This is a genomic window from Thermomonas fusca (assembly GCF_005862345.1).
Classification (GTDB): domain Bacteria; phylum Pseudomonadota; class Gammaproteobacteria; order Xanthomonadales; family Xanthomonadaceae; genus Thermomonas; species Thermomonas fusca.
Genome location: NZ_SROY01000001.1, coordinates 715,004 through 739,348, shown reverse-complemented (window position 1 = coordinate 739,348; position 24,345 = coordinate 715,004). Strand labels below are relative to the sequence as shown.

The 24,345-nt window shown below is 69.4% G+C and carries 19 protein-coding genes and 1 pseudogene; 2 read left to right on the top strand and 18 right to left on the bottom strand.

All coding sequences use genetic code 11. From position 1 onward, the window contains the following. Positions 1–58 precede the first annotated feature (58 nt). The 15 genes and pseudogenes from E5S66_RS03395 to E5S66_RS03325 form a co-directional block, all read right to left on the bottom strand. Positions 59–2,125, bottom strand: a complete 2,067-nt coding sequence (locus E5S66_RS03395; RefSeq protein WP_138347484.1) for a TonB-dependent copper receptor — start codon at positions 2,123–2,125, stop codon at positions 59–61. A 56-nt stretch (positions 2,126–2,181) separates the two neighbouring features. Continuing rightward, positions 2,182–2,589 carry a DUF2946 family protein gene (locus E5S66_RS03390; RefSeq protein ID WP_138347482.1) on the bottom strand — a complete coding sequence of 136 codons (408 nt, stop codon included), beginning with the start codon at positions 2,587–2,589 and terminating at the stop codon, positions 2,182–2,184. Positions 2,590–2,614: 25 nt separating this feature from the next. Beyond that, a complete protein-coding gene (tkt, locus tag E5S66_RS03385) occupies positions 2,615–4,600 on the bottom strand; it encodes a transketolase (RefSeq protein WP_138347480.1) in 1,986 nt (661 codons plus the stop codon). Between the two features lie 78 nt (positions 4,601–4,678). Further along, entirely contained in the window at positions 4,679–5,995 is a 1,317-nt protein-coding gene (locus E5S66_RS03380; RefSeq protein ID WP_246037115.1) for a dicarboxylate/amino acid:cation symporter, read from the bottom strand. A gap of 30 nt (positions 5,996–6,025) precedes the next feature. Then, positions 6,026–7,687, bottom strand: a complete 1,662-nt coding sequence (locus tag E5S66_RS03375) for a BatD family protein (protein WP_138347478.1) — start codon at positions 7,685–7,687, stop codon at positions 6,026–6,028. After that, on the bottom strand, positions 7,684–9,513 hold the full coding sequence (locus E5S66_RS03370; RefSeq protein ID WP_138347476.1) for a VWA domain-containing protein: 1,830 nt from the start codon (positions 9,511–9,513) through the stop codon (positions 7,684–7,686). The genes E5S66_RS03375 and E5S66_RS03370 overlap by 4 nt, the downstream gene beginning before the upstream one ends. Then, entirely contained in the window at positions 9,510–10,529 is a 1,020-nt protein-coding gene (locus E5S66_RS03365; RefSeq protein ID WP_138347474.1) for a VWA domain-containing protein, read from the bottom strand. The genes E5S66_RS03370 and E5S66_RS03365 overlap by 4 nt, the downstream gene beginning before the upstream one ends. After that, a complete protein-coding gene (locus tag E5S66_RS03360) occupies positions 10,526–10,984 on the bottom strand; it encodes a DUF4381 domain-containing protein (RefSeq protein WP_138347831.1) in 459 nt (152 codons plus the stop codon). Before E5S66_RS03360 ends, E5S66_RS03365 begins: the two co-directional genes overlap by 4 nt. Positions 10,985–10,986: 2 nt before the next feature. Beyond that, positions 10,987–11,931, bottom strand: a complete 945-nt coding sequence (locus E5S66_RS03355; protein WP_138347472.1) for a DUF58 domain-containing protein — start codon at positions 11,929–11,931, stop codon at positions 10,987–10,989. Between the two features lie 23 nt (positions 11,932–11,954). After that, positions 11,955–12,947, bottom strand: coding sequence for an AAA family ATPase (locus E5S66_RS03350; protein ID WP_138347470.1), 993 nt, complete (start codon positions 12,945–12,947; stop codon positions 11,955–11,957). 165 nt (positions 12,948–13,112) lie between these two features. After that, positions 13,113–15,077, bottom strand: a complete 1,965-nt coding sequence (locus E5S66_RS03345; protein ID WP_138347468.1) for a type IV pilus secretin PilQ — start codon at positions 15,075–15,077, stop codon at positions 13,113–13,115. A gap of 16 nt (positions 15,078–15,093) precedes the next feature. Then, a complete protein-coding gene (locus tag E5S66_RS03340) occupies positions 15,094–15,618 on the bottom strand; it encodes a pilus assembly protein PilP (protein ID WP_138347466.1) in 525 nt (174 codons plus the stop codon). A gap of 2 nt (positions 15,619–15,620) precedes the next feature. Beyond that, entirely contained in the window at positions 15,621–16,298 is a 678-nt protein-coding gene (locus E5S66_RS03335) for a type IV pilus inner membrane component PilO (RefSeq protein WP_028838666.1), read from the bottom strand. Next, positions 16,298–16,921 (bottom strand): annotated as a pseudogene (locus tag E5S66_RS03330) (PilN domain-containing protein); the annotation flags it as partial. The pseudogene E5S66_RS03330 and the gene E5S66_RS03335, both read right to left, overlap by 1 nt. Beyond that, positions 16,921–17,979, bottom strand: coding sequence for a pilus assembly protein PilM (locus E5S66_RS03325; protein WP_138347465.1), 1,059 nt, complete (start codon positions 17,977–17,979; stop codon positions 16,921–16,923). The gene E5S66_RS03325 and the pseudogene E5S66_RS03330, both read right to left, overlap by 1 nt. A gap of 240 nt (positions 17,980–18,219) precedes the next feature. Here E5S66_RS03325 and E5S66_RS03320 point away from each other — a divergent pair, with 240 nt between their 5' ends. Together E5S66_RS03320 and E5S66_RS03315 are read left to right on the top strand one after the other, a co-directional pair. After that, positions 18,220–20,721: a penicillin-binding protein 1A gene (locus E5S66_RS03320; RefSeq protein WP_138347463.1), complete on the top strand. Its 2,502-nt coding sequence runs from the start codon at positions 18,220–18,222 to the stop codon at positions 20,719–20,721. 74 nt (positions 20,722–20,795) lie between these two features. Further along, complete coding sequence (locus tag E5S66_RS03315; RefSeq protein WP_038052721.1) at positions 20,796–21,458, top strand: hypothetical protein; 663 nt, start codon at positions 20,796–20,798, stop codon at positions 21,456–21,458. Positions 21,459–21,566: 108 nt separating this feature from the next. Here E5S66_RS03315 and E5S66_RS03310 read toward each other — a convergent pair whose 3' ends face one another. From E5S66_RS03310 to E5S66_RS03300, 3 genes are all read right to left on the bottom strand, one after another. Further along, positions 21,567–22,856: a citrate synthase gene (locus E5S66_RS03310; RefSeq protein ID WP_028838662.1), complete on the bottom strand. Its 1,290-nt coding sequence runs from the start codon at positions 22,854–22,856 to the stop codon at positions 21,567–21,569. A gap of 190 nt (positions 22,857–23,046) precedes the next feature. Next, positions 23,047–23,289, bottom strand: coding sequence for a type B 50S ribosomal protein L31 (locus tag E5S66_RS03305; protein ID WP_028838661.1), 243 nt, complete (start codon positions 23,287–23,289; stop codon positions 23,047–23,049). Between the two features lie 100 nt (positions 23,290–23,389). Next, the gene (locus tag E5S66_RS03300) at positions 23,390–24,328 is read right to left on the bottom strand and encodes a nucleoside hydrolase (protein WP_138347461.1); all 939 of its coding nucleotides are present in this window, start codon (positions 24,326–24,328) and stop codon (positions 23,390–23,392) included. Between the last annotated feature and the right edge of the window lie 17 nt (positions 24,329–24,345).

Below are 24,345 nucleotides of genomic sequence, written 5' to 3'. Positions count from 1 at the left end.
TTTGATCCGATGCCGCCCGCGGCGGGACAAGTCCACCACGAACGGCATCATCCGTGCGTCACAGCGAGAAGTTGAGTTTCAGCCAGAGGTTGCGCCCCGGCTCGTTGATCCGCACCGGCATCGCCGGGTAGCCGAAGTCGGCGTTGCCGGCCAGGTTCAGATGCTCGCTGTAACGGCGGTCGAACAGGTTGTCGACGCCGGCGGACAGCTGCACCCGCTCGCTGACACGATAGCCGCCATTGAACGCGAGCGTGGCGAAGCCCTTGCTGGGGCCGAGGTCGCGGCCGGTGACATTGCCCTGGTTTGCCGCCACGCGGGTCTGCGCCGAGACCGCGCGCAGGAGCACGCCGGCGTTCCAGCGGCCGTTGTCCCAGGCCGCGGTGAAACGCCCCTCCAGCGGCGTCATCTGCGGCAGCGCGGTGCCGGCATCGGCGTTCGCGCCCCAGGCCCATGCCACGCTGGCACCCAGCGTCCAGTCCTTGGCCGGGCGGAACTCGCCGCCGGCTTCGGCACCGTGGATGCGCGCATCGACATTGGTCGCCATCGAGGCGCTGCCCATCATGCCGCCGCTCATGTAGCGGAACAGGATGAAGTCCTCGACCCGGCCGACGTAGCCGGACACCCACGCGTTGCCGCGCGCGCCGCGCCACTGCAGGCCGGCATCGAGCTGGGTGATCTTTTCCGGCTGCACGCCGACGAAGGCATTGACGCTGCCCATCGGCCCGCGGTTGGGCGAGAACAGTTCCCAGTAATCGGGCATGCGTTGGGTGTGGCCCACGCCCGCGAACCAGCCCAGACCGCTGCCGACGATATCCTGCTCGTAGCGGAAGAAGCCGGCCGGCAGGGTTTCGCTGCGGGTCTGGCCGAAGCTGGGATTGGCCATGGCCGGGGTGCCGACGGTGGCACGGCGGTCGGTCGCTTCGGCGCGATCCACGCGCGCACCCGCCACCACCCGCCGCGCGTCGGCCAGCGACCATGTGCCTTCCGCGAACAGCCCCCGCTGGCGGAAGTCGGCATCGCTGCTCCACGGCTGCGCGCGCCAGGCATCGCGCCCCTTGGCGTTGCGGCGGCGATGTTCGCTGCGCTGGGCATCAAGGCCCGCGACCAGCGAGAACGCCTGCCAGCCCCATTCCAGCGCGACCCGGCCGCCGGCGGTGGTGCGCTCGACGTTGGAGCCCATCGGCATCGGCATGCTGCCCATCGGGTTGGGCGTGCGCAGGCTGTAGTTGTCCATCACGTGGTCGGCGGCGTTGCGGTAGGCGTTGGCCTCCACCTTGCGCAGGGTGCCGGCGAAGGTCTTTTCGAAGCGCAGGCCGAGGCTGTCGCGGCGGAACTGCGAGCCGTCCATGCCGCGGCCGGCATAGCGCGCCCACGCGTCACCGGCGCCGACGGAGAGCTCCAGCAGGGTGTCGGCATCGGGCGTCCAGCCCAGCGCCAGGTCGGCATTCCACTTGTGCCAGGCCGACGGCACGCGCGCGCCGTCACCATCGTCGTAGTCGCGCGCTTCCGAACGGTTGGCATCCAGCCGCACGTAGCCGCGCGGGGCGCCGGCCAGCAGCTCCAGCACCTGGTCGTTGCGGCCGAAGCTGCCGCCGAGCAGGCTGCCGGTCGCGCGCAGCTCGCGCTGCTCGAAGCGCGGCGTGTCGCGCTCGAAGCGGACCGTGCCGGCCGAGCCCACCGGCCCCCACCGCACGGTCTGCGGGCCTTTCACCACCACCAGGGAATCGAAGGTTTCGGGGGCGACGTAGGACATCGCATTGTCCATCCGCGACGGACAGGCGCCATGCATGCTGCCGGCGTTGGTCAGCAGGTTCAGGCGCGAACCGAACATGCCGCGCAGCACCGGGTCGCCGTTGGTGCCGCCGTTGCGCAGCGCGGTGAAGCCGGGGATGGTCTTGAGGTAGTCGGCGCCATCGCTGGCCGGCACCGGCTGGCGCGGCAACTTCGGGTCGGTCTCGAAGGTCAGCGGCTGGGTCTGCATGCCGATGACCACCACGCGGTCGAGGGTTTTTGCCGCTTCCTCGCCGTCGGCGGCGAGGACGGAGACGGGGAACAGGGCGAGCGCAAGCGCGCAGGCAAGCACGCGGTGCGACGGCGCGGCCGTCGCGGAACGAAGGGGATTCATGTTGGCTCCAAAGCACAAGTGGGGATGGCGGAATCCGCCGGTGGAACGCTTGTGGTTCAGAGCAGGATCGGCGGCCCTCGTGCGCCCAGGCCGCGCAGCAGCGGTGGCGCATGCGGGGTGGGCAACAGCGACGCCGGCAGCAGGCGACGCCGCAGCGGCGGCAGGAACAGCGCCAGCGCCAGCAACACCGGCGCCAGCGCGGACAGCAGCGGGCAGTAGCCGCAGTAGGCGTCGGGCATGCCGCCGGCCGGCATCGGTGCCGGCGTGGTGCCGCTATCGGCCAGCAGGCTCGGCTTCGCCCACGCCATGCCGTCGCTGGTGCACATCGCCAGCACCACGTCCGGCAACCGCTGCGCGTTGCTTTCCAGCCAGCGGCTGACGGTCGGCATCAGCGACACCAGCAGGATGGCCGCCAGTGCAAGGCGGGCCATCCAGTGCCGGAAGTGGCGGGAACGCAGGATCATCGCAAGGGCAAGGCTACGCCCGGTTTCAGAGCGCGTTGCTGACTTCGATCAAACGCTCGACGGTAATCCCGAAGTGCGGGAACAGCGCATCGGCCGGGGCACTGGCGCCGAAGCTGTCGATGCCCACCACCGCGCCGTCCAGGCCCACGTACTGGCGCCAGAAGCCGGTCACGCCGGCCTCCACCGCCACCCGCTTGCGGCAGGCCTTCGGCAGCACCGCTTCGCGATAGGCCGCGTCCTGGCGGTCGAACACGTCGGTCGACGGCATCGACACCACGCGCACCTTGTCGCCCAGCCTCTCCGCCGCCTGCATGGCCAGCCCGACCTCGCTGCCGGTGGCGATCAGGATGAGCTCCGGCGCGCCCACGCTGTCCTTCAGCACGTAACCGCCGCGCGCGATGTCGGCCAGCTGCGCATCGGTGCGCGCCTGGTGGGCCAGGTTCTGGCGACTGAACACCAGGCAGGACGGGCCATTGGCGCGGGCGATCGCCGCCTTCCACGCCACCGCCGACTCGACCGCGTCGCAGGGACGCCAGACGTCGTTGTTGGGGATCTGGCGCAGCGAGGCCATGTGCTCCACCGGCTGGTGGGTGGGGCCGTCCTCGCCGAGGCCGATGGAGTCGTGGGTGTAGACGTGGATCGCGCGCACGTCCATCAGCGCGCTCATGCGCACCGCGTTGCGGGCGTAGTCGCTGAACACCAGGAAGGTGGCGTCGTAGGGAATGAAGCCGCCGTGCAGGGCCAGGCCATTGCCGATGGCGGTCATGCCGAACTCGCGCACGCCGTAGTAGACGTAGTTGGCGTCCGGATCATTGCCGGCCACCGACTTGCTGCCCTTCCACAGGGTCAGGTTGGAATGGGCGAGGTCGGCCGAGCCGCCCACCAGTTCCGGCAGCAGCGGCGCAAACGCTTCGATGGCGTTCTGCGAGGCCTTGCGGCTGGCGATCACCGGGCCGTCCTGCTGCAGCCGTGCAATGAAGGCATCGGCCGCGGCCTCGAAACCGGCCGGCAGCACGCCGGACAGGCGGCGCTCGAACTCGGCGGCGGCTTCCGGATGCGCGGCCTTGTAGGCGGCGAAACGGGTGTTCCACTCGGCCTCGGCGCCAGCGCGGTCGCGCCCGCGCCAGCCGGCGTAGATGTCCTGCGGAATCTCGAACGGCGCGTGCGGCCAGCCCAGCGCGTCGCGGGTGGCCTGCACCTCGTCCTTGCCCAGCGGTGCGCCGTGGCTGGACTCCTTGCCGGCCTTCGCGGGCGAGCCAAAACCAATCGTGGTGCGGCAGCAGATCAGGGTCGGCTTGTCCGACGACTTCAGCGCGGTCTCGATCGCGGTCTTGATCTCCACCGCGTCATGTCCGTCGACGCCGCGGATCACGTTCCAGCCATAGGCCTCGAACCGCTTCGGCGTGTCGTCGGTGAACCAGCCGTCGGTATTGCCGTCGATGCTGATGTGGTTGTCGTCCCAGAACGCGACCAGCTTGCCCAGGCCCCAGGTGCCGGCCAGCGAGGCGGCCTCGTGGCTGATGCCTTCCATCAGGCAGCCGTCGCCCAGGAACACCCAAGTGCGGTGGTCGACGATGGCGTGGCCGTCGCGGTTGAAGCGCTGCGCCAGCAGCTTTTCCGCCAGCGCGAAACCCACCGCGTTGGCCAGCCCCTGCCCCAGCGGGCCGGTGGTGGTCTCGATGCCCGGGGTGACGTGGTTTTCCGGGTGTCCGGGGGTGCGGCTGCCGAGCTGGCGGAAGCGCTTCAGCTCGTCGATCGGCAGGTCATAACCGGTCAGGTGCAGCAGCGCGTACTGCAGCATCGAGCCATGGCCGTTGGACAGCACGAAGCGGTCGCGGTCGGCCCATCCGGGATTGGCCGGGTTGCACTTGAGGTAGTCGTTCCAGACCACTTCGGCGATGTCGGCCATGCCCATCGGCATGCCCGGATGGCCCGAGTTGGCGGCCTGCACCGCGTCGATGGCGAGGAAACGGATGGCGTTGGCAAGGTCGCGGCGGCTGGGCGCAGTCATGGCGTGGGGCGAGGCGGAGGGAACGCCTATTGTCCCATCCCGCCGCCCGGAAACGGAAATCGCGCCCCCGCGACCGCTTCAGTCCATCGGGTTGGCGGGGCTCTCCGCGGCTTCGCCCTTCGATACCACCGCCGCCAGCATCAGGTCGCCGGTGACGTTCAGGGTGGTGCGGCACATGTCGAGGAAGCGGTCCACACCGAGGATCAGGCCGATGCCTTCCGGAGGCACGCCCACCATCCCGCAGATCAGCGCCACCACCGGCAGCGAGCCGGCCGGCACGCCGGCGGTGCCGATGCCGCCGAGGATGCAGACGAACATCACCGTCACCTGCTGCTGCAGGCTGAGGTCGACGCCGAAGAACTGCGCCAGGAACAGCACGGTCACGCCTTCGAACAGGGCGGTTCCGTTCTGGTTGGCGGTGGCGCCCACGGTCAGCACGAAGCGCGACACCTTGCGCGGCAGGTGCAGCTTCTCTTCCGCCACCTGCAGCGCCACCGGCAGGGTGGCGTTGCTGGAAGCGGTGGAGAACGCCATCACCATCGCTTCCTGCGATCCCTTGAAGAACTTCATCGGCGACCAGCCGCCGAGGAACTTCAGCATCAGCGAATACACCACCACCATGTGCAGCGTCAGCGCCAACACCACCACGCCGACATAGGCGCCGAGCGAGCGCAGCAGGTCCCAGCCGAACAGCGCGGCCAGGTTGAACATGAAGCAGAACACCGCGTACGGCGCCAGCCGGATGACCAGCCCGATCAGCGTCATCGACACTTCGAACAGGCCCTGGATGCCCTGCAGCAGCACCTCGGTGGCCTTGCTGCGGGTCAGCACCAGGCCGATGCCCAGCATCAGCGCGAAGAACATCACCGCGAGGATGGTGTTTTCCGCCGCGGCCTTGACCACGTTGTCCGGGACGATGCCCAGCAACAGGTCCACGCCCTTCGCCTGCGTGCCCACGCCGCCGACGATGGCCTGCGCGCGGTCGGCGCCCTGCGCCAGCATCGCGTCCGCCGCGGCGCGGTCGATGCCGGCGCCCGGCTGCAGCCAGTTGACCAGCACCAGGCCCAGCACCACCGCCAGGCCGGAGGCGATCACGGTGTAGCCCAGCGTCTTCCAGCCCACCCGCCCCAGCGAGCGCACGTCGCCCATTTCGGCAACGCCCATGATCAGCGCCGAGAACAGCAGCGGGATGATCAGCATGAAGATCAGCCGCAGGAACAGCGTGCCGGCCGGCTGGGTGATGTTGGCGGTCAGCCACTGCACCCAGCCCGCATCCGCACCCGAGGTGTAGTGCGCCACCAGCCCCAGCGACAGGCCGGCGATGAAGCCGATCAGCATCTTCCAGTGCAGCTGCAGTTTGCCGGTCGCCGCTTTCGCCATCGTGTCGTCCCCCATCGAGGGGGCGAGCTTAGCAAACGCGCCGGCTCAGTCCGGATACAGCGGCGGAAGCAGGGATGGCGCGCCCTGCTTCGTCGGCCGCCAGCGCGCGCCACCCGCAAACGCGGCGCGCAACGCCTGCAATGCGTCCTGCAGGTGGCCGCCGCCCCAGCGCGCGGCCTGCATCCGCCGCAATGCCTGCACTTGCGCGGGATCGTCCAGCCGCGCCAGCAATGCGTCGAAATCATCAACCCGCAGCCCCGCTTGCGCGGCCAGCGCGCGGCGGATGTCGCCGAAGTCGCCCGAACGCAGCGCGGCATCCAGGGACGGCGTCGTTGCGGCGGCGGGCGCATCGGGTTGATGCGAAGTGCCCGCATCGACGCGCGCATGCCGACGCCGAACTGCAATGACCGCAAACACCATCAGCACCATCAGCAGCGGCAACAACCAGGCCAAAGCCCGCTTCCAGTCCGGCGAACCCGGCGACGCGACTGCAGAGCGGGGCGCCGCAGCATTCGGCGCATCCGCAGTTGCCTCGTCCTGCGCACGCGCGGGAGACACTTCCTTTCCGGCAGCGTTGGCACCGGCGGCCACCCGCAGCTGCAGCGGCGGCAGCGTGGCGATGCGCGCGACGCTGCTGCCAGCATCCCACCAGCGGATCCGTGGCCCTGGCACCGACAACATGCCCGGCGTTGACGACACCAGCGAAAACCGCCGCCGCACGGTGGTGCGCGGACGGCCGTCGACGAACTGCTCCTCCACCCGCGGCGGGTCCGCGAACACCTGCGCATCCGCCACCGCGCCAAGCTCCAGCGCAGGCATCTGCGCAGCGCTGGCGCCGTCGGCCACCAGCTCCAGTTCGATCGCTGCCGCCTGCCCGGCGAACGCCTGCGTCGGCGCCTGCAGATAGCGCAGCGTCAGCTGGTGCAGCGGCAACCACGGCTGCGGCGCACTGGCGGGAATCGGCCGCACCTGCAGGTGCGTGTCGGGCGCGGCCGCCGACAGCGGCCGGCGGTCGTCATCGAACATCGGCCCGCTGAAGCCGCCGCCGGTAATGCCGTTCAGGCGCGCTCCCGCCAGCAGCAGCGGCCCGCTGCGCTCGGGGATCAGCAGGAAGCGCCGTTCCACCACGCTGTAGCGGCGCCCGCCCAGCAACCGCTCGTAGGTGATGTCCTCGCCCACCCGCTGCAGGCTGGCGCGCGCCGGCGGCTCCAGCTCCAACTGGCCGGACAGCAGCGGGACCGCGTAATTCAGCCGCACGGTCACGCCCACCGCCTGCTGCACATAGGGCTGCAGCGCATCGACGCTGGTTTCCACGAACACATCGGCATCGGCGCTGGCCGGCTGCACCGCCGGCTCCAGTACCACCAGCCGCAGCGGCGCGGTGCTGGCGTTGCCGACCCGCAGTGCCGGCACGCTGGCCAGGCCGGGCGCGCGCGGACGCAGGCCGACCGAGAACACCGACATGCGCCGCGCCTGCCCGTTAGCCAACGTGTAGCTGCGCCGCACGCTCTGCCCGCCGATCTCGAACTGCGCGCGCAGCGGGGCGTAGTCGATTTCCGCCACTGATTGGTCGGTGCTGATGTTCAGCGCCACGGTTTCGCCATAGGTGATTTCAGCGCGGTCCAGCCACGCCCGCGTCTGCGCCGACACCGGCAGCGCAACCAGCACCAGCAGAAGCAGCAGGACGCGGGCGAACACGCGCCTCATGGCCCGCCGCCTTCTCTCCGGCGCCGCGCTTCCAGCTGGAAGCGCGCGCGCAGCAGCGCGCCGGGATCATCCGGCACCCGCTGCAGCCACGCCTCATTGGCCAGCCGACGCTCGCGCTGTTCCGGCGTTTCCCGCACCGATCCGGAGACTTCGCCCTGTGGCTGCCCGCGTTGGCCCTGCCGCTTGTGCAACGCCTCCTGCATGCGCTGGCGCTGCGCCGCATCGGCCTGCGCCTGCTCGCGCCCATCCTGCTGCGCATCGGGCGGCGGCTGTCCGCCCGCCGATTGCTGCGCGTCCTGCTGCCCGGGTTGCTGCTCCTGCCGTCCGCCGGGCGATGCTGGCTGCTCTGCGCTTTGCTGTCCGTTCTGCTGCTGCGCTTGATCTTGCTGCTGCGGCTGCTGCGGCTGCTGCTGTTTCTGTTGGTCCTGTTGCTGTTTCTGTTGGTCCTGTTGCTGTTGCTGTTGCTGTTGCTGTTGCTGATTCTGCTGCTGTTGCTGCTGCTGTTGCTGTTGACGCCGCGCTGCTTCCACCTGCGCGCGGTTGTAACGGGCATCGGCCATGTCCGGCCGCTGGCGCAGCGCGCGGTCGTAGGCCGCCAGCGCTTCGTCGTAGCGCCCGGCCTGGGCCAGGGCGTTGCCGAGGTTGTACTGGGCGTCGGCGCCGGTGAGACCGGAAAACTCCTCGATGGCGCGCGGGTAGTCCTTCGTCCTGTAGGCAGCGATACCCGCCTGCAGCCGCGCGTGGGCAAGCTGGTCGGCGCGTTGCCAGAGCGTGCCGCCGCGGCTGCCTGCGTCCTGCGCGCGTGCCGGTGGCGGCTGCAGCCACAGCGCACCGGCCAGCAGCAGCACCAGTGCATTGCCGCGACGGAACAGCGGCAGGAAGCAGGCCAGCACCAACGGCAGCAGCCATGCGCCATCGTCCTGCCATTGCGCCACGGCAGCGCCGCGCGCCGCGGCGCCATCCGCCTGCCGCGGCTCCAACACGCCCAGCGCGTGCAGGTCCGCAGCGTCCGCCGCCAGCGCGCGGTAGCCGCCGCCACCGCTGGTCGCCAGCGCGCGCAGCGACGGCGCATCCAGCCGCGCCTGCACCAGGCCGGTTGGCGTTTCGAACACGCCGCCCTGCGCCGTGCCCAGTCCAAGCGCCGACACCCGATAGCCGGCGGCAGCAGCCTTGGCCGCCATCGCGATGGCGGCAGCATCGGCGTGATCGGTCAGCAGCAGGATGTCGCCGCGCGGGAAACCGGCCTGCTGCAGCAGGCGCTGCGACCAGGCGATGGCGCGATCGATGCGCTGGCCGTCGGCCGGCATCACGTCCGGCGCCAGCGCGTCGAGGAACAGGGCGACGTTGCCGGCATCGTCGGTCAGCGGGGCCACGGTGTAGGCGTCTTCGGCGAATGCCACCAACGCCACCTGCCCGCCGGCGCGTTCGCGCAGCAGGCTGGCCAGCTTGGCGCGCGCCTGCGCCAGTCGGGTTGGCGGCAGGTCGCGGGCCAGCGCAGCGCGAGAGAGATCCAGCGCTACCACCAGCGGCTGCCGGCTCTGCCACAGCGGCTGCGGCTGCTTGCGCAAGCTCGGCCCGGCCAGCGCCAGCAGCGCCAGCAGCAGCCCCAGCAAGGCCAGCCGCTGCGTCCATGCACCGCCCGTCGCTGAACCGCCCGGCTCCAGCAGATGTGGCAGCAGATGTGCATCCACCGCCTCGCGCCAGCCGGAGCGCCGGCGCGCGCGCGCGCGCAGCCGCCACGCCAGCAGCGGCACCAGCAGCAGCGCCAGCAGCCACCACGGCCGCAGGAAATGCAGTTGCGCCAGTGCGGCCCAGAGCGCGCTCATGCCGCGCGCCTCCGTGCTAGCAGCACCACCCCGCCCAGGGCCAGCGCCAGCCCCAGCGGCAGCGGGTAGCGCTCGATCCGCGGACGCACCACCTGCCCGGCCCGCTGGACCGGCTCCAGCCGGTCGATCTCGGCATAGATGCCGGCCAGCTCGTCCACCGCGCGGGCGCGGAAGAACCGGCCGCCGGTCAGTTCGGCGATCTTGGCGAGGCCGGCTTCGTCGACTTCGTCGCCACCACCCAGCGGCAGCTGGAAACCGAACACCGACACCGCGGCCCCGGCGCCACCGAAGGCGATGGCGTGAATGCGCACGCCGGCGTCGCGGGCGATCTGCGCGGCCCGTTCCGGCTCCAGCATGCCGGCGGTGTTGACCCCGTCGGTCAGCAGGATCAGCACGCGATCACGCGCCGGCGCACCGGCATCGCGCTGCTGCAACCGCTTGGTGGCCAACGCGATGGCATCGCCCAGCGCGGTGGCGCGGCCGGCCAATCCGACCACGGTGCCATCCAGCTGCTGGCGCACGCTCGCGCGATCCGGCGTCAGCGGCGTCAGTGCGTAGGCGCGGTCGCCGAACACGATCAGGCCGACGCGGTCACCGGCACGACGGTCGAGGAAGTCGGCCAGCACCGCCTTGGCGGCGGTGAGGCGGTCGACGATGCGGCCGCCCAGCTCCATGTCCTCCTCGCCCATGCTGGCGGACAGGTCGACCGCCAGCATCAGTTCGCGTCCCGCCTGCGGCGGCGCCACCGGCGGGCCCAGCTGCTGCGGCCGCGCGGCCGCCACGCACAGCAGGCACCAGGCCAACCACCGCAGCCATGGGAACCCGCGCGCCTGCGGCCGGCCACTGCCACCCTCGGCCACTTCACGCAGGCGCCGCCACGGCACCCGCAGCGCGGCCTCGCCCTCTCCGCCGCGCAATGGCGGCAGCAGCTGCAGCAGCCACGGCACTACCACTGCCAGCAACAGCCACGGCCAGGCGAAGCCGTCGATCCCTGCCAGTTCGCGCAGCGCCGTCATGCGTGCTGCATCCACTGCAGGTAACGCCGACGCGCGACCACGCGCAGCGCTTCCACCGCAGCCGGATCGACGGCGGGCCGGAACGCACCATCCACCAGCAGCGCGCCCGGCCCATGCAGGAATGCAGGCGGCTTGAGTCCGGCGTCGAGAAAGGCCAGCCATGCTTCACCCTGCAGGCGATCTGCCTGTGGATCGATGCGCCTCGCCGCGCGCCGCAGCAGCTCGGACATCGCCGCGACCTGCGCCGGGGGCGATGCCGCCCGCGCCAGCGCTTCATCGAAATAGCGGGCCAGTTCGCGCTGGCGTCGTCGCCGTCGTGACCACCAGCGTCCCAGCCAGAGCGCGAGCAACAGCACGATGCCGAGCAGCAGCCACCAGCCAGGCGCCGGCGGCCACCAGTCCGGCGCGACGCCCGGATGCACGTCTTTCAGCTGCAACGTCGGCGCGGGCTGCAGCTTCACCCCGTCCTCCTCGCCGGGCCATCCAGCAGCGCCAGCCACGCATCGGCGGGATCATCGCTGGACAGCGGCTGGGCGCGGATGCGCTGACGCTGCAGCAGCGCCAGCGCACCCTGCATCGGCGCATCGAACGCCTGCAACCAGCGCTGCCGCACCGCGGCCGCATCCAGCGCCAGCTCCAACCGTTCGCCGTCCAGCGAGAACGGCAGGCGCGCGGCCGGCGGCCGCCGTTCCAGCGGATCGGTCAGCAGCAGGACGACGGCATCATGGTGCTGGCCGATGCCGGCCCACAGCGGCGCCGGCACCGCCAGCACGCTGGCCGGATCGGCCAGCACGATCACCCGCGAGCCCGGCCGCAGCAGCCGGCGCGCATGTTCAAGCGCTTTTGCCAGCCCGGCGTCGTCTTTCGGCGGCTGCGCGTACCAGCGCACCAGCGCATCCAGCACGCGCAGCGCGCCGCGCTGGCCGGAGGCGGGCGCCACCGGCGCTTCCTGCAAAGCACCGCGCAGGGCGGCGATGCGGTCGCCATCACGCGCGGCCAGCCAAGCAGCCAGCGCACCCGCGCGCGCCGCCTGCACCGACTTGAACCGCACCCGGGTGCCGAAATACAGCGCTGGCGCGGTATCGGCCACCACCAGCGTGAGTCGCTCGCGTTCGGCCTGGAACAGCTTGGTATGCGCCTTGCCGCTGCGCGCGGTCAGCCGCCAGTCGATGTGACGGGCGTCGTCGCCAGCCGCGTATTCGCGCGACTCCGCATATTCCATCCCGCGCCCGCGCAGGTTGGACAACGCATGCCCCTGCACTCCGTGCTGGCCGCGCCGCGGTGGCCGCCGCCCCTGCGCCAGCGCGCGCAGCGCCACCAATTCGGCCAGGCTGGGCACGATGCCATCACCCGTGATCGCCTCGGTGGTTGCCTGCGTACTGGATCGCGGAGTCTGGGCCATTGCCTGCGGATTCCTAGCCGCGATTACGGCAGCGGTACCAGCCGCAGCAGTTCGCCGACCAGCCGCTCGCCGTCCCAGCCCTCGGCGGTGGCCTCGAAGCTGGGCAGCACGCGGTGGCGCAGCACGTCGGGCGCGACCGCGCGCACGTCGTCGGGGGTGACGTAGTCGCGCCCGTCCAGCCACGCGCGCGCGCGCGCGCAGCGCTCCAGCGCGATCGAGCCGCGCGGGCTGGCGCCCCAGGCGATGCGCCGGCCCAGCGCGGCGTCGTAACGGGCGGCGTCGCGCGAGGCCAGCACCAGCTCGACCAGATAACGCTCCAGCGGCGCCGCCATGTGCAGGTCGAGCACGGCGCGACGGGCGGCGAACACATCGGCCTGCGCGATCCGCGATGCAGGCGTGGTGGCCGGTCGCAGCGCATCGCGGGCGCGCTCGCGCGCCAGCCGCAGGATCTCGGTTTCGGCATCCGCCTGCGGATAGCCGATCCGCACATGCATCAGGAACCGGTCCAGCTGCGCTTCCGGCAGCGGGAACGTGCCCTCCTGCTCGATCGGGTTCTGCGTCGCCATCACCAGGAACAGCGACGGCAGCGGATAGGTCGCCCGCCCTACCGTCACCTGGCGCTCGCCCATCGCCTCCAGCAGTGCCGACTGCACCTTGGCCGGCGCGCGGTTGATCTCATCGGCCAGCAGGATGGAATGGAAGATCGGCCCGGGCTGGAATTCGAAGCGGCCATCCTGCGGCCGCCACACCTCGGTGCCGGTCAGGTCGGCGGGCAGCAGGTCGGGAGTGAACTGCACGCGCGCGAAGTCCGCTTCCAGCCGCGCCGCCAACGCGCGGATCGCGGTGGTCTTGGCCAGCCCCGGCGCGCCTTCCACCAGCAGGTGGCCATCCGCCAGCAGGGCGATGAGCAGGCGTTCGATCAGCGCAGCCTGGCCGACGATCTCCTCCGCCAGCACGTCGCGCAGATCGCGGAAAACCGCATGCAGGCGGGAAATTTCGGGTGCGGGGTTGTCCATCTCTGTCCCTCGAATGCAGACAGCTTCGACCTGTCTTGTCGTCAAAGGTTCGCACGCGCGGCGCACGGCGGCGAACAATCCGGCCCCATCGACCGTGATGACCGACGGCAAAAACGGAACGGGAGCCCTTCGGCTCCCGTTCCAGTCGTCGCAGACGGCAAGCGATCAGTGCTGTGCGACGCGCATGACCTTCGGCGTCACGAATACCAGCAGCTCGGCCTTGCTCTTGGTCCGGTTCTTGTTGCGGAACAGGTTGCCGAGCAGCGGAATGTCGCCGAGGAACGGCACCTTCGATATCTCGGAAGTGTCGCTGAATTCGTAGACGCCGCCGATCACAACGGTCTGGCCATCCTCGACCAGCACCGCCGTGGTGACCTCGCGCTTGGCGATCTGCGGCACCTCGCCGAAGCTGCCCAGGCTGATGAAGCCATCCAGCTCGTCCTTCTTCACGCTCATGTTCAGGAAGACGCGGCCATCGTTGGTGATGGTCGGCGTCACCTTGAGTTCCAGCAGCGCTTCCTTGAACTGCACGGTAGGCACGTTGCCGCCCTGGCCGCCGGAGACGGTCAGGTAGCCGATTTCCTTGCCCTGCCGGATCACCGCTTCCTTCTGGTTGCTGGTGACGATGCGCGGGTTGGAGAGCACTTCGCCGCGCCCCTGGGTCTGGATCGCAGAGAGCTCCACGTCCAGCGCATAGCCGGCGTTGAGGATCGACAGCGCCAGCGACCCAGCGGTGGCACCCGTCAGGGTGGCGGGCAGGTTGCTCATCAGCCCACGCGTGATCGTCGGCACGGCTGGCGGCGTCGGCGGGTTGGTACTGTTGTTCTGGTTGTTCGCGTTGACGATCGCATTCTGATTGGCAATGTTGTTGCCAATGCTGTTGCTGTAAAGCACGTTGTCCTTGACGCCGGTGATGCCGAACTTCGCACCCAGCTCGCGCGCCACGTTCTCGTTGGCGATCACGATGCGGGCTTCGATCACCACCTGATCCACCGGCTTGTCGAGCTGCTGGACCAGATTCTTGATGTTGGCTACGCGCTGCGGGATGTCGATCACCAGCAGCGTGTTGGTGCGCTTGTCGAAGCTGATGCTGCCGCGTCCGGACAGGAAGCCACGGTCCTGCGCGTTCTGGCCGCCACTCTGGCCACCGCCCTGCTGGTTGCCCTTGCTCTCTTCGGTCAACAGGCGGGCGATGTCCTCGGCATTGGCGTAGTTGACCGGGATGTATTCGGTCACCTTCTCGGCGCGCTCCTCGAGGTTGATGCGGGCGTCTTCCTTGGCCTGCTCGAAATCGGCGATTTCCTTCTGCGGGGCCACCCACACCACGTTGCCGCTGCGGCGCTTGTCCAGCGACTTGGCCTGCAGCACCAGATCCAGCGCCTGGTCCCACGGCACGTTGACCAGACGCAGGGTGACGTTGCCCTGCACGGTGTCGGCAGCAACGATGTTGAGGTTGGATTCGTCGGCGATCAGCTGCAGGACGGTGCGCACCGGCACGTCCTGGAAGTTGAAGGTCACCGGCTTGCCGCCGTAACGCGTGACCGCTTCGCTGCCGGCACCGCCGCTGGCGGTGGCGCCGACGGCGGGGGTACGGCCCTGGACCTGCGCTACCACGGGCGCAGCGGCGCGCGGCAGGATTTCCACGATGTATTCGTTGCCGCGCTGGTAGGCCATGGATTCGAACAGGCCCTTGGTCCCCAGCACCAGCTGCGCGCCGCTGCTGGTTGCGCGCGCGTCGATCCGTTGCACGGGGGTGGCGAAGTCGGTGACGTTGATCGGCCGCTGCAGCGCCGCCGGCAACTGCGCGTTGCCGATGTCCACCACTACGCTGGAGCCCATGTTGCGCAGGTCGGGGGCAGCGCCCTCGCCGGAGAAGCGCAGGATCAGCTTGCCCGCCCCGTCGTCACCGCGCTTGAAATCGATCGCGGACACGGTGACCGCGTCCGGCATGCGCTTGGCGGGATCGGCCAGGGCTCCGGTAGCGGATTGGCCCATGCCCAGGACCACGGTGGTGGCGGGCAGTGCAGCCGCACCAGCCGCATAGAGACCTGCCGCGAGTCCTGCCGCGAGCGCCCCTAGGTGCAAGGGACGCCGGACGGACTGCGTTTGCTTGGCGTTGTTGACGGTCATCGGTCTATTCCCCAAATCAATTGTCTTCGAGCGCCAGCTTGGCGGGACGTTCCAGCCAGCCGCCTGCGCCATCCGGAACCAGTTCGACCAGTTCGATCCGGTCTTCGTAGACGCCGGTCACCCGGCCGTCGCTTTGCCCCAGGTAAACCCCCGGCATTACCCGGTAGGTCACCTTGTCCGGGGCCATCACCAGCGCCACCAGGTTCTTGCCGCCCCCCAGCGAGCCCACCATTTTCAGGCTGTCCAGCGAAAACATCTCCAGCGTCTGCTTGCGCCGGCCCGGGTCGGGCCGCGGGCCGCTGCTGGAACCTTCCCCGCTGAAGGCCTGGTCGAACGGGTCGCGCATGTTCTGCGCGGTGTATTCGAACGTTTCGAACTGCTGCATGACCGGAAGCGGATCCAGCGGCGGGGCGGGTTTGGCCTTGACCTCGGCCACCCATTTCTCCAGATCGCCGCGGCCGCTGCCGCAGGCGGCCAGCAGGCCGCACAGGAGCAACACGGACGCCAGGCGGAAGACGCGACTAAGCGATGTCAGGCGCATGGTCACTTGCCCTCCTTCTTGGCGGCGTCAACGGCCGCCTCGGATTGCGCCGCCTCTTCCTCGTCCAGGTAGCGGTAGGTCTTGACCGTACCGGCCAGTTCCAGCGCACTGTTGGCACCGATGCGGGCGTTGGGGTTGTCTTTGGTCTTTTTCGGCTGCAGCGAGATGTCGTGCATGGTCATGATGACCACGCGCGGCAGCGACGCCACGCCGCTGACAAAGGCACCGAACTGGTGGTAGCTGCCTACCATCCGCAGCATGATCGGCTTCTCGGCGTAGAACTCCTGCTTCGCCTCCGGACCCGGCTGGAACAGGTCGTTCTGGATGCCGGTGGCAAGCGCGGTCTGCGAGATGTCCACGATCAGGTCTGGCATTTCGGTCTTGCTGGGCAGCTGCCGCAGCATCTGCTGCAACTGCTGCTCCATCTGCGCCAGCTGCTGCTTGAGCGGTTCCAGGTTGGCGGCGCGACCCTGCTTGGTCTCGAACTCGGTACGCAGCTCGGTTTCCTGCGCCTCGAGCCCCTTGAGCTCGTCACGCTTGCCACTGACCACCAGGAACCAAGCCAGCACGACCAGCAACAGCACGATCAGGCCGCAGAAACCCAGCTGCGCCTGGCGCGGCCAGCCGCCGATGTTGTTGAGTTCCAGTTCGCGAAGGTTGACCTTCTTTTTGTTGTTCACGAGGCGGCTCCTCCAGCAGCAGGCGCGGACGCCTTCGGCGCGACCGGCGCCTTCGTCGCGGCCTCGCCGTCCTTGGGCGCGTTCGGATTGGCCAGCTTGACCTTCAGGGTGAATTCGTAGGGCAGGCCGGTATTGCCTTCCTTGGCCTCGATCACGTTCAGATCGGGGTTGGTCATCCAGCCCGAGCTTTCCAGATTGCGCATGTAGGTCGAGACCCGCGCATTGGACTGCGAGCGACCGCTCAGGGTGAGGATATCGCCCTCCTGCTTGATCGCAGTCAGCGCCACCCCGTCGGGGATGGTGCGGACCAGCGAATCGAACAGGTGCACCATCTGCGCGCGGTTGGCCTGCAGCTGCTCGATCACTTCCTTGCGCGCCAGCAGCTTCGACTTCTTCTTGTCGAGCGCCTCGATCTCCTTGATCTGGCCATCGACCTTGGCGATCTCGCCGCGCAGGTATTCGTTGCGGGCGGTCTGGGTGGAAACGCGGCCGCTGTAGAAGCTGTAGATCAGGAACGACAACAGCAGGCCGGCGACGACCGCCAGCCCGACCATGCCGGCGAATTCCTTCTGCCGGGCCTTGCGGCGCTCCTCGCGCCACGGGAGGAGATTGATCCGTGCCATCAGTCGAAGCTCCTCAGTGCCAGCCCGCAGGCGATCATCAACGCCGGGGCGTCCTGCGCCAGGGCGTGCGCCTGCACGCGCGGGCCCAGCGTCATCTGCGCCAGGGGGTTGGCCATCACGCTCGGGATACCGAGCTGCTCCTCCACCATCGCGGCGATGCCGGGGATGGAGGCGCAGCCACCCGCCAGCACCACCTGGTCGACGCGATTGAACTCGCTGCCGGCGTAGAAGAACTGCAGCAGGCGGCTGACCTGCTGGACCATGGCTTCCTTGAACGGATCGAGCACCTCGATCTCGTAGCTTTCCGGCAGCCCGCCCTGGCGCTTGGCCAGGCCGGCTTCCTCATAGCTCAGGCTGTAGCGGCGCATGACCTCGTCGGTCAGCTGCTTGCCGCCGAACACGTTCTCGCGGGTGTAGATGCTGCGGCCACCGCGCAGGACGTTGAGCGTGGTCATGGTGGCACCGACGTCGACCAGCGCCACCAGGCCGTCGCGCGGCACGTTCAGCGTCGGCGCCATCAGCGCGAAGGCGTTCTCGATGCAGAAGGCCTCGACGTCGATGACCTTGGCGGTCAAGCCGCCGAGCTCGAGCGCGGAGGCGCGGATCTCGACGTTCTCGGAGCGCGAGGCCGCCAGCAGCACCTGCACCATCTCGCTGTTGCCGGGCATCGGTCCCAGCACCTCGAAGTCGAGGTTCACTTCCTCGACCGGGTACGGGATGTAGTTGACCGCTTCCAGCTCGATCTGCGATTCCAGCTCGTCCTCGCTGAGGGCGGCGGGCATCGGGATCACCTTGGTGATCACCGAGGAGCCGGACACCGCAGCGGCGGCGTTCTTGATCCGCGTTCCCGAACGCGCCACCGCGCGGCGGATCGCTTCGCCCACGGCCTCGACCTCGACCAGGTTCTTCTCGACCACGGCATTCGGCGGCAGCGGCTCCACCGCGTAGTGCTCCACGCGGTAACGGTCGCCGGTACGCGCAAGCTGCAGCAGCTTGACCGCGGTCGAACTGATGTCCACGCCGATCAACGGCGGTTGCGTCTTCGTCCCCAGACCCACGGTATCTCCCCTTGCCACATGCGCTTACGCGCAACAGGTGCTGTACTACATGAATAACGGACTTTTCACGTCAAGGCAACCGGTTTCCACCGATGCGCAAGTCTGACATGCCCCATTTCGCCCTGTCCGGTTTCCATTTACGCATGCGCGAAGGGAAACCGGCCACCCCCGTGGGCCGGTCGTTACCGGCGCCTACTCTATACTCCGCAGCCCCGTTTGCTGCAATCGGAATCTGCGCCCATGCCCCGCATTCCCCGCCTGTTGCGCTGGACCCTGCTCGGCGCGGCCGCCGTCTGCCTGGCCGGCGGCGTGGCGCTCGGCATCATGGTCTACGCGGTCAGCGCCCGCCTGCCGGACGTGCAGAGCCTGCGTTCAATCGAACTGCAGGAGCCGATGTACGTGTACGCCCGCGACGGCCGCCTGATCGGCCTGTTCGGTGAAATGCGGCGCTATCCGGTCGAGATCGGCAAGGTCCCGCTGCGGGTCAAGCAGGCCTTCCTGGCCGCCGAGGATGCCAATTTCTACGAACACCACGGCATCGACGTGAAGGGCGTGCTGCGTGCGGTCTGGCTGCTGGCCAAGACCGGCGGCCAGGAACGGGTGGCGGGCGGCTCCACCATCACCCAGCAGGTGGCCAAGCAGTTCTTCCTCAGCTCCGAGTACAGCTTCCGGCGCAAATTCGCCGAAATGCTGCTGGCGATGAAGATGGAGCGGGAGCTTGCCAAGGACGAGATCTTCGAGCTGTACCTCAACAAGAGTTTCTTCGGCAACCGCGCCTACGGCGTGGCGGCGGCGGCCGAGTTCTACTACGGCAAGAGCCTGGACCAGCTCAGCCTGGACGAAGCCGCCACCCTGGCCGGCATCCCCAAGTTCCCGTCCAGCGGCAACCCGCTCAGCAACCCCGAGCGCGCCCGCATCCGCCGCGACAACTACATCCTGCCGCGGATGGCGGAGCTGGGCTTCGTCAGCCGCGCCGAGGCCGAGGCCGCGCGCCGCGCGCCCATGCACGCCAAGCCGCACGAGCGGGAGATCGAGGTGTACGCGCCCTACGTGGCGGAGATGGTGCGCCAGCAGATGGTGGAACGCTTCGGCGGCGACGTGCTGAACAAGGGTTACCACGTCACCACCACCATCGACCCGGTGCTGCAGGCGGCCGCAGACCGCGCGGTGATGGATGGGCTGCGCGTGTACGACCGCCGCCACGGCTGGCGCAAGCCAGAGCAAACCGTGCAGATCCCGGAAGGCGCCGACGCCACCACCATCGGCCAGCTGCTGCGCGCGATCCCGACGCAGAACGATCTGCTTCCGGCGGTGGTGGTCGACACCGCCGGTGGCCGCCTGGCGGTGGTGCTGCGCGACGGCAGCGAACTGGCGTTGAGCGGCAGCGCCATCGCCTGGACCGGCAAACCGGCTGCGGCGCTGGCCAAGCGCGGCGACGTGGTGCGCGTGCGCCGGCTGCCCGCCCCCGCCGACAAGCCCGAGGCGCCACCGCGCTGGGAAATCGACCAGATCCCGCGGGCACAGGTGGCGCTGGTGTCGCTGGACGCCGACAACGGCGCCCTGCGCGCGCTGGTGGGCGGTTACAGCTTCGCCGGCAACAAGTTCAACCGCGCCACCCAGGCACGCCGCCAGCCCGGCTCCAGCTTCAAGCCCTTCCTCTACGCCGCGGCCTTCGAGCGCGGTTTCAACCCGGCCTCGATCGTGCTGGACGCGCCGGTGGTGTTCAAGGACCGCCGCGGCAAGGAATGGCGGCCGCAGAACGACAGCGGCAACTTCGCCGGCCCGATGCGCGTGCGCGAGGCGCTGGTGCAGTCGCGCAACCTGGTGTCGGTGCGCCTGCTGGACACCATCGGGGTGGAGTACGCACGTCGCTACATCAGCCATTTCGGCTTCGATGAAGCCAGCCTGCCGCCCAACCTGTCGATGTCGCTGGGCACCGCCTCGCTGACGCCGCTGTCGGTGGCCCGCGGCTACGGCGCGTTCGCCAACGGCGGCTTCCTGGTCACCCCGTGGGTGATCGACAGCGTGCGCGATCGCGACGGCAAGGAGGTCTTCAAGGAGGCCGCGCCGGTCGCCTGCCCATCCTGCGCGGTTGCCACCGCTCCCGGCCGGGCAGTCGCCGCACCGGCCACCACGCAGGTGGACGGCTTCGACCTCGGTCCGGCTGGCGCAACCGCATCCGCGGCAACCGCCGGCAAGCCGGCCGCGCAACCCGCCGCCACGCCGCCGCCGGTCGATCCGGACATCCTGGTCGCCCCGCGTGCGATCGATCCGCGCGTGGCCTGGCAGCTGGCCTCGATGATGCGCGACGTGGTCAAGCGCGGCACCGCCACCGCCGCGCGGGTGCTGAACCGCGAGGACGTGGGCGGCAAGACCGGTTCCACCAACGACCACCGCGACGCCTGGTTCTCCGGCTTCGGCGGCCCGTACGTCACCACCGTCTGGGTGGGCCGCGACGACTTCCGCTCGCTGGGCTATCGCGAATACGGCGGCAAGGCGGCGCTGCCGATCTGGATCAGCTACATGCAGGTGGCGCTGAAGGGCCAGCCCGAGCGGCTGCCCGAACCGCCCGCCGGCATGGTCAAGGTCGGCGTCAGCGCCAACGGCAGGCTGCTGCCGGGCGGCGAAGGCGGCATCGTCGAATGGGTCAAGGCCGAAGACCTGCAGCGGATGGAAGAGGAATCGCTGGTCGAGCCGGAACTCGATGAACAGCCGACCGAGGAATCCTTCGACATCTTCTGACGGCCAACCTTCGTCACGCGCAGCCCGCTGCCCGCTCGGGTACAGTCGGCGCAGGTCGCCATGAGGTTCCGTCGATGCCGGACAGCCGTCAGCACGCCCATGCGCACCTGCACGCGCAGACCCGCACCCGCGAGCGCCGCCAGCGGCTGGCGCATGAAGCCGCCCGGCTGATGGCCGAAGGCGGCATCCGCGATTTCCACATGGCCAAGCGCAAGGCCGCACAGCGGCTGGGCATCCTCGACGACGCCTCGCTGCCGCGCAACCGCGAGATCGAGGACGCACTGCGCGAATACCAGCGGCTGTTCCTGGGCGACCGCCAGCCGCTGGAGTTGCGCCGCCGTCGCGAGGCCGCACTGCGCGCGCTGGAGTTCTTCGCCGGCTTCCGGCCGCGCCTGGTCGGGCCGGTGCTGGAAGGCACCGCCGACGCCCGTTCAGCGGTCGACCTGCACCTGCACAGCGACGATCCCGACGCGGTGCCGCGCTGGCTGGACGAACACGGCATCCCTGCACAGCCGCGCAGCCGCCACCTGCGGCTGGATCGGGAGCGCGCGCTGGACGCGCCAGGCTGGCTGTTCAGCGCCGAAGAGCTTGCCTTCGACGCCACCGTGCTGCCGCTGGACGGCCTGCGCCAGGCACCACTGTCCGGCATCGACGAACGGCCGATGCAGCGCGCTTCGGCGGCGCAGCTGCGCGCACTGCTGGCCGAGGAGGAAATCCGCGCGCACCAGCACCCCTGACAAGCCCGCGGCCAGCGAAACCCCGCTGCCCGGCCATGCCGCGGGTCGCATCGCACAAAAGAAAACGCCCCTTGCGGGGCGTTTTCGTTGCGACGCTGTGGCGCTGGCTCAGCGCTTGGCCATCGCCAGGTAGTCGCGCTGGGCCGAGCCGGTGTAGATCTGGCGCGGGCGGCCGATGCGGTTTTCCGGATCTTCCTGCTGCTCCAGCCAGTGGCTGACCCAGCCGGCGGTGCGGGCGATGGCGAACATCACCGTGAACATCTCCACCGGGATGCCCAGCGCCTTGTAGATGAGGCCGCTGTAGAAATCGACGTTCGGGTAGAGCTTGCGCTGCACGAAGTAATCGTCCTTCAGCGCCGCCTCTTCCAGCCGCACCGCCACTTCCAGCAGCGGGTCGTTGACGTTGAGCGCGCCCAGCACGTCGTGGGTCATCTTGCGCACCAGCGCCGCGCGCGGGTCGTAGTTCTTGTAGACGCGATGGCCGAAGCCCATCAGGCGGAAGCCGGATTCCTTGTCCTTGGCCTTGTCGATCGCCGACTTCACGTTCTCCGGCCGGCCGATCTCGGCCAGCATCTTCAGCACCGCCTCGTTGGCGCCGCCGTGCGCCGGGCCCCACAGCGCGGCCACGCCGGCGGCCACGCTGACGTACGGGTTGGCGCCGGTCGAACCGACCAGGCGCACGGTCGAGGTGGAGGCGTTCTGCTCGTGGTCGGCGTGCAGGATGAACAGCAGATCCATCGCCTTGGCAGCCACCGGATTCAGCTCCAGCGGCTCGCTCGGCACTTCCTTCATCATGTGCAGGAAGCGGGTGGTGAAGTCGAGGTTGTTGCGCGGGTAGCGGATCGGCCAGCCGATCGAATAGCGGTAGCAGGCCGCCGCGATGGTCGGCACCTTGGCGATCAGGCGGATCGCGGCCAGGCGGCGCTGCTCCGGGTCCTCGAGGTCGAGGTCGTTGTGGTAGAAGCTGGCCAGCGAGCCCAGCATGCCGGTCAGCATCGCCATCGGATGCGCATCGTGGCGGAAGCCGTACAGGAAGGTGCGGAACGCCTCGTGCATCATCGTGTGGTGGGTGACTTCATGCTCGAAGCCATCCAGCTGCTGCGCGTTCGGCAGCTCGCCGTGCATGAGCAGGTAGGCCACCTCGGTGAAGGTGGAGTTCTCGGCCAGCTGCTCGATCGGATAGCCGCGGTACAGCAGCACGCCTGCGTCGCCGTCGATGTAGGTGATCGCCGACTTGCAGCTGGCGGTGGCGCCGAAGCCCGGATCGTAGGTGAAGCAGCCGGTTTCCTTGGGCAGCTTGGCGATGTCCACGCATGGCTGGCCCAAGGTGGGCTTCAGCACGGGCATGACGACCGATTTGTCGCCTGCGGTCATGGTGATCTGGTCAAGTTCGGACACGGCGCAACTCCATTGGGGGTGCCCGGCACGCGGCCGCTCGGGGCCATGCGCCAGCGCATGGGAAAGCGGAATTATCGCATATGCGGCCAGTCCGGCACCCCGGACGAAAGTCGCAGGCGCCTGACCCGGATCAACCAAAACGAAACGGCCGCCCAAGGGCGGCCGCTCATGCACACGCTGTCGCGGGCGCTTACTTCTGGTAGCGCTTGCGGAACCTGTCGACGCGGCCGCTGGTGTCCATCACCTTGTTCTGGCCGGTGTAGAAGGGGTGCGAGGACGACGAGACTTCCACCTTGATCAGCGGGTACTCGTTGCCGTCTTCCCACTTCACCGTCTCCTTGCTGGAGAGGGTCGAGCGGGTCAGGATCTTGAAGTCCGAGGTCACGTCCTGGAAGACGACGTCGCGGTATTCGGGATGGATGCCGGCTTTCATGATGGAAACTCTGGGAAGTGGAACGGGAGAAAGAGCCGCGCATTATAGCGACGCCCGCCCTCCCCGTGCAACCGGCCCGGATCCGGCGCCGCGACCCGGCTCAGCAAGCAGCCAGCGCGCGCTCGATCGTCGCCTCGAACCGCGCCTGGTCGTAGCGCATGAGGATGGCCACGTTGTCGGCCGCGCCGGTCTGCCGGTTCCAGTCCACGATGGTGGCGCCGCGCGCGTGCTGGCCGGCGGTTTCCACCGCCAGCGGGCGCTCCAGCAGCTCCTGCGCGCCCTCCGGCTGCAGCGCAAGCGCCATCGCCAGCGCGTCGGCGGCGTGCCAGCGCTCGCCGCGCCCGGCCTTGGCCCAAGCGCGGGTATGCGCGGAAATCCCGGCGTAGAAGCGCGCCCGCGGGGACGCCGCGGCCAGCCAGCGCTCGGCGTCGTCATGGCGGAACCCGTGTGCCAGCACGGCTTCCCAGTCGGCCAGCTCGACCATCGGGAAGGCCGAGAACACGATATGCGCCGCCTCCGGGTCGAAGGCGATGTTGAATTCGGCAGCCGCGCTGATATTGCCGTGGGCGCTGACCGCCGCGCCCATCACCACGCATCGCTTGATCCGCTGCGGCAGGGTCGGATCCAGTTTCAGCGCCAGCGCGAGGTTGGTCAGCGGCCCCAACGCCACCAGCAGCAGCCTGCCGGCGTGTTCGTGCGACAGCCGCAGGATGGCCAGCGCGGCGTGCTCGGCTTCGGCGGCGCGGGCGGCCGGCGCGTAGCCGGTGTCGCCGAAGCCGTCGCGGCCGTGCACGTAGGCGGCGTCGCGGGCCGGGAACACCAGCGGCGCATCGGCACCGGCGAATACCGGCACGTCCACCCCGCAGACCTCGCACAGCTTCAGCGCGTTGGCGACGGTATGGCCCAGGCCGACGTTGCCGGCGGCGATGGTCAGGCCGACCACCTCATGGCGAGGGTCGTCGAAGGCCATCAGCAGGGCCAGCGCGTCGTCCACGCCGGGGTCGGTATCAATCAACAGGGGAATGCGGTCATGGCTCATCGCCGCATTATGACCGC

Bases quoted from the DNA above. Each gene is read 5' to 3' on its own strand.
- E5S66_RS03370 (WP_138347476.1), bottom strand. From the start codon at position 9,513: ATGAGCGCGCTCTGGGCCGCACTGGCGCAACTGCATTTCCTGCGGCCG.
- E5S66_RS03300 (WP_138347461.1), bottom strand. From the start codon at position 24,328: ATGAGCCATGACCGCATTCCCCTGTTGATTGATACCGACCCCGGCGTG.
- E5S66_RS03320 (WP_138347463.1), top strand. From the start codon at position 18,220: ATGCCCCGCATTCCCCGCCTGTTGCGCTGGACCCTGCTCGGCGCGGCC.
- E5S66_RS03365 (WP_138347474.1), bottom strand. From the start codon at position 10,529: ATGACGGCGCTGCGCGAACTGGCAGGGATCGACGGCTTCGCCTGGCCG.
- E5S66_RS03345 (WP_138347468.1), bottom strand. From the start codon at position 15,077: ATGACCGTCAACAACGCCAAGCAAACGCAGTCCGTCCGGCGTCCCTTG.
- E5S66_RS03340 (WP_138347466.1), bottom strand. From the start codon at position 15,618: ATGCGCCTGACATCGCTTAGTCGCGTCTTCCGCCTGGCGTCCGTGTTG.
- E5S66_RS03375 (WP_138347478.1), bottom strand. From the start codon at position 7,687: ATGAGGCGCGTGTTCGCCCGCGTCCTGCTGCTTCTGCTGGTGCTGGTT.
- E5S66_RS03350 (WP_138347470.1), bottom strand. From the start codon at position 12,947: ATGGACAACCCCGCACCCGAAATTTCCCGCCTGCATGCGGTTTTCCGC.
- E5S66_RS03355 (WP_138347472.1), bottom strand. From the start codon at position 11,931: ATGGCCCAGACTCCGCGATCCAGTACGCAGGCAACCACCGAGGCGATC.
- E5S66_RS03380 (WP_246037115.1), bottom strand. From the start codon at position 5,995: ATGGGGGACGACACGATGGCGAAAGCGGCGACCGGCAAACTGCAGCTG.
- E5S66_RS03390 (WP_138347482.1), bottom strand. From the start codon at position 2,589: ATGATCCTGCGTTCCCGCCACTTCCGGCACTGGATGGCCCGCCTTGCA.
- E5S66_RS03305 (WP_028838661.1), bottom strand. From the start codon at position 23,289: ATGAAAGCCGGCATCCATCCCGAATACCGCGACGTCGTCTTCCAGGAC.
- E5S66_RS03315 (WP_038052721.1), top strand. From the start codon at position 20,796: ATGCCGGACAGCCGTCAGCACGCCCATGCGCACCTGCACGCGCAGACC.
- E5S66_RS03395 (WP_138347484.1), bottom strand. From the start codon at position 2,125: ATGAATCCCCTTCGTTCCGCGACGGCCGCGCCGTCGCACCGCGTGCTT.
- tkt (WP_138347480.1), bottom strand. From the start codon at position 4,600: ATGACTGCGCCCAGCCGCCGCGACCTTGCCAACGCCATCCGTTTCCTC.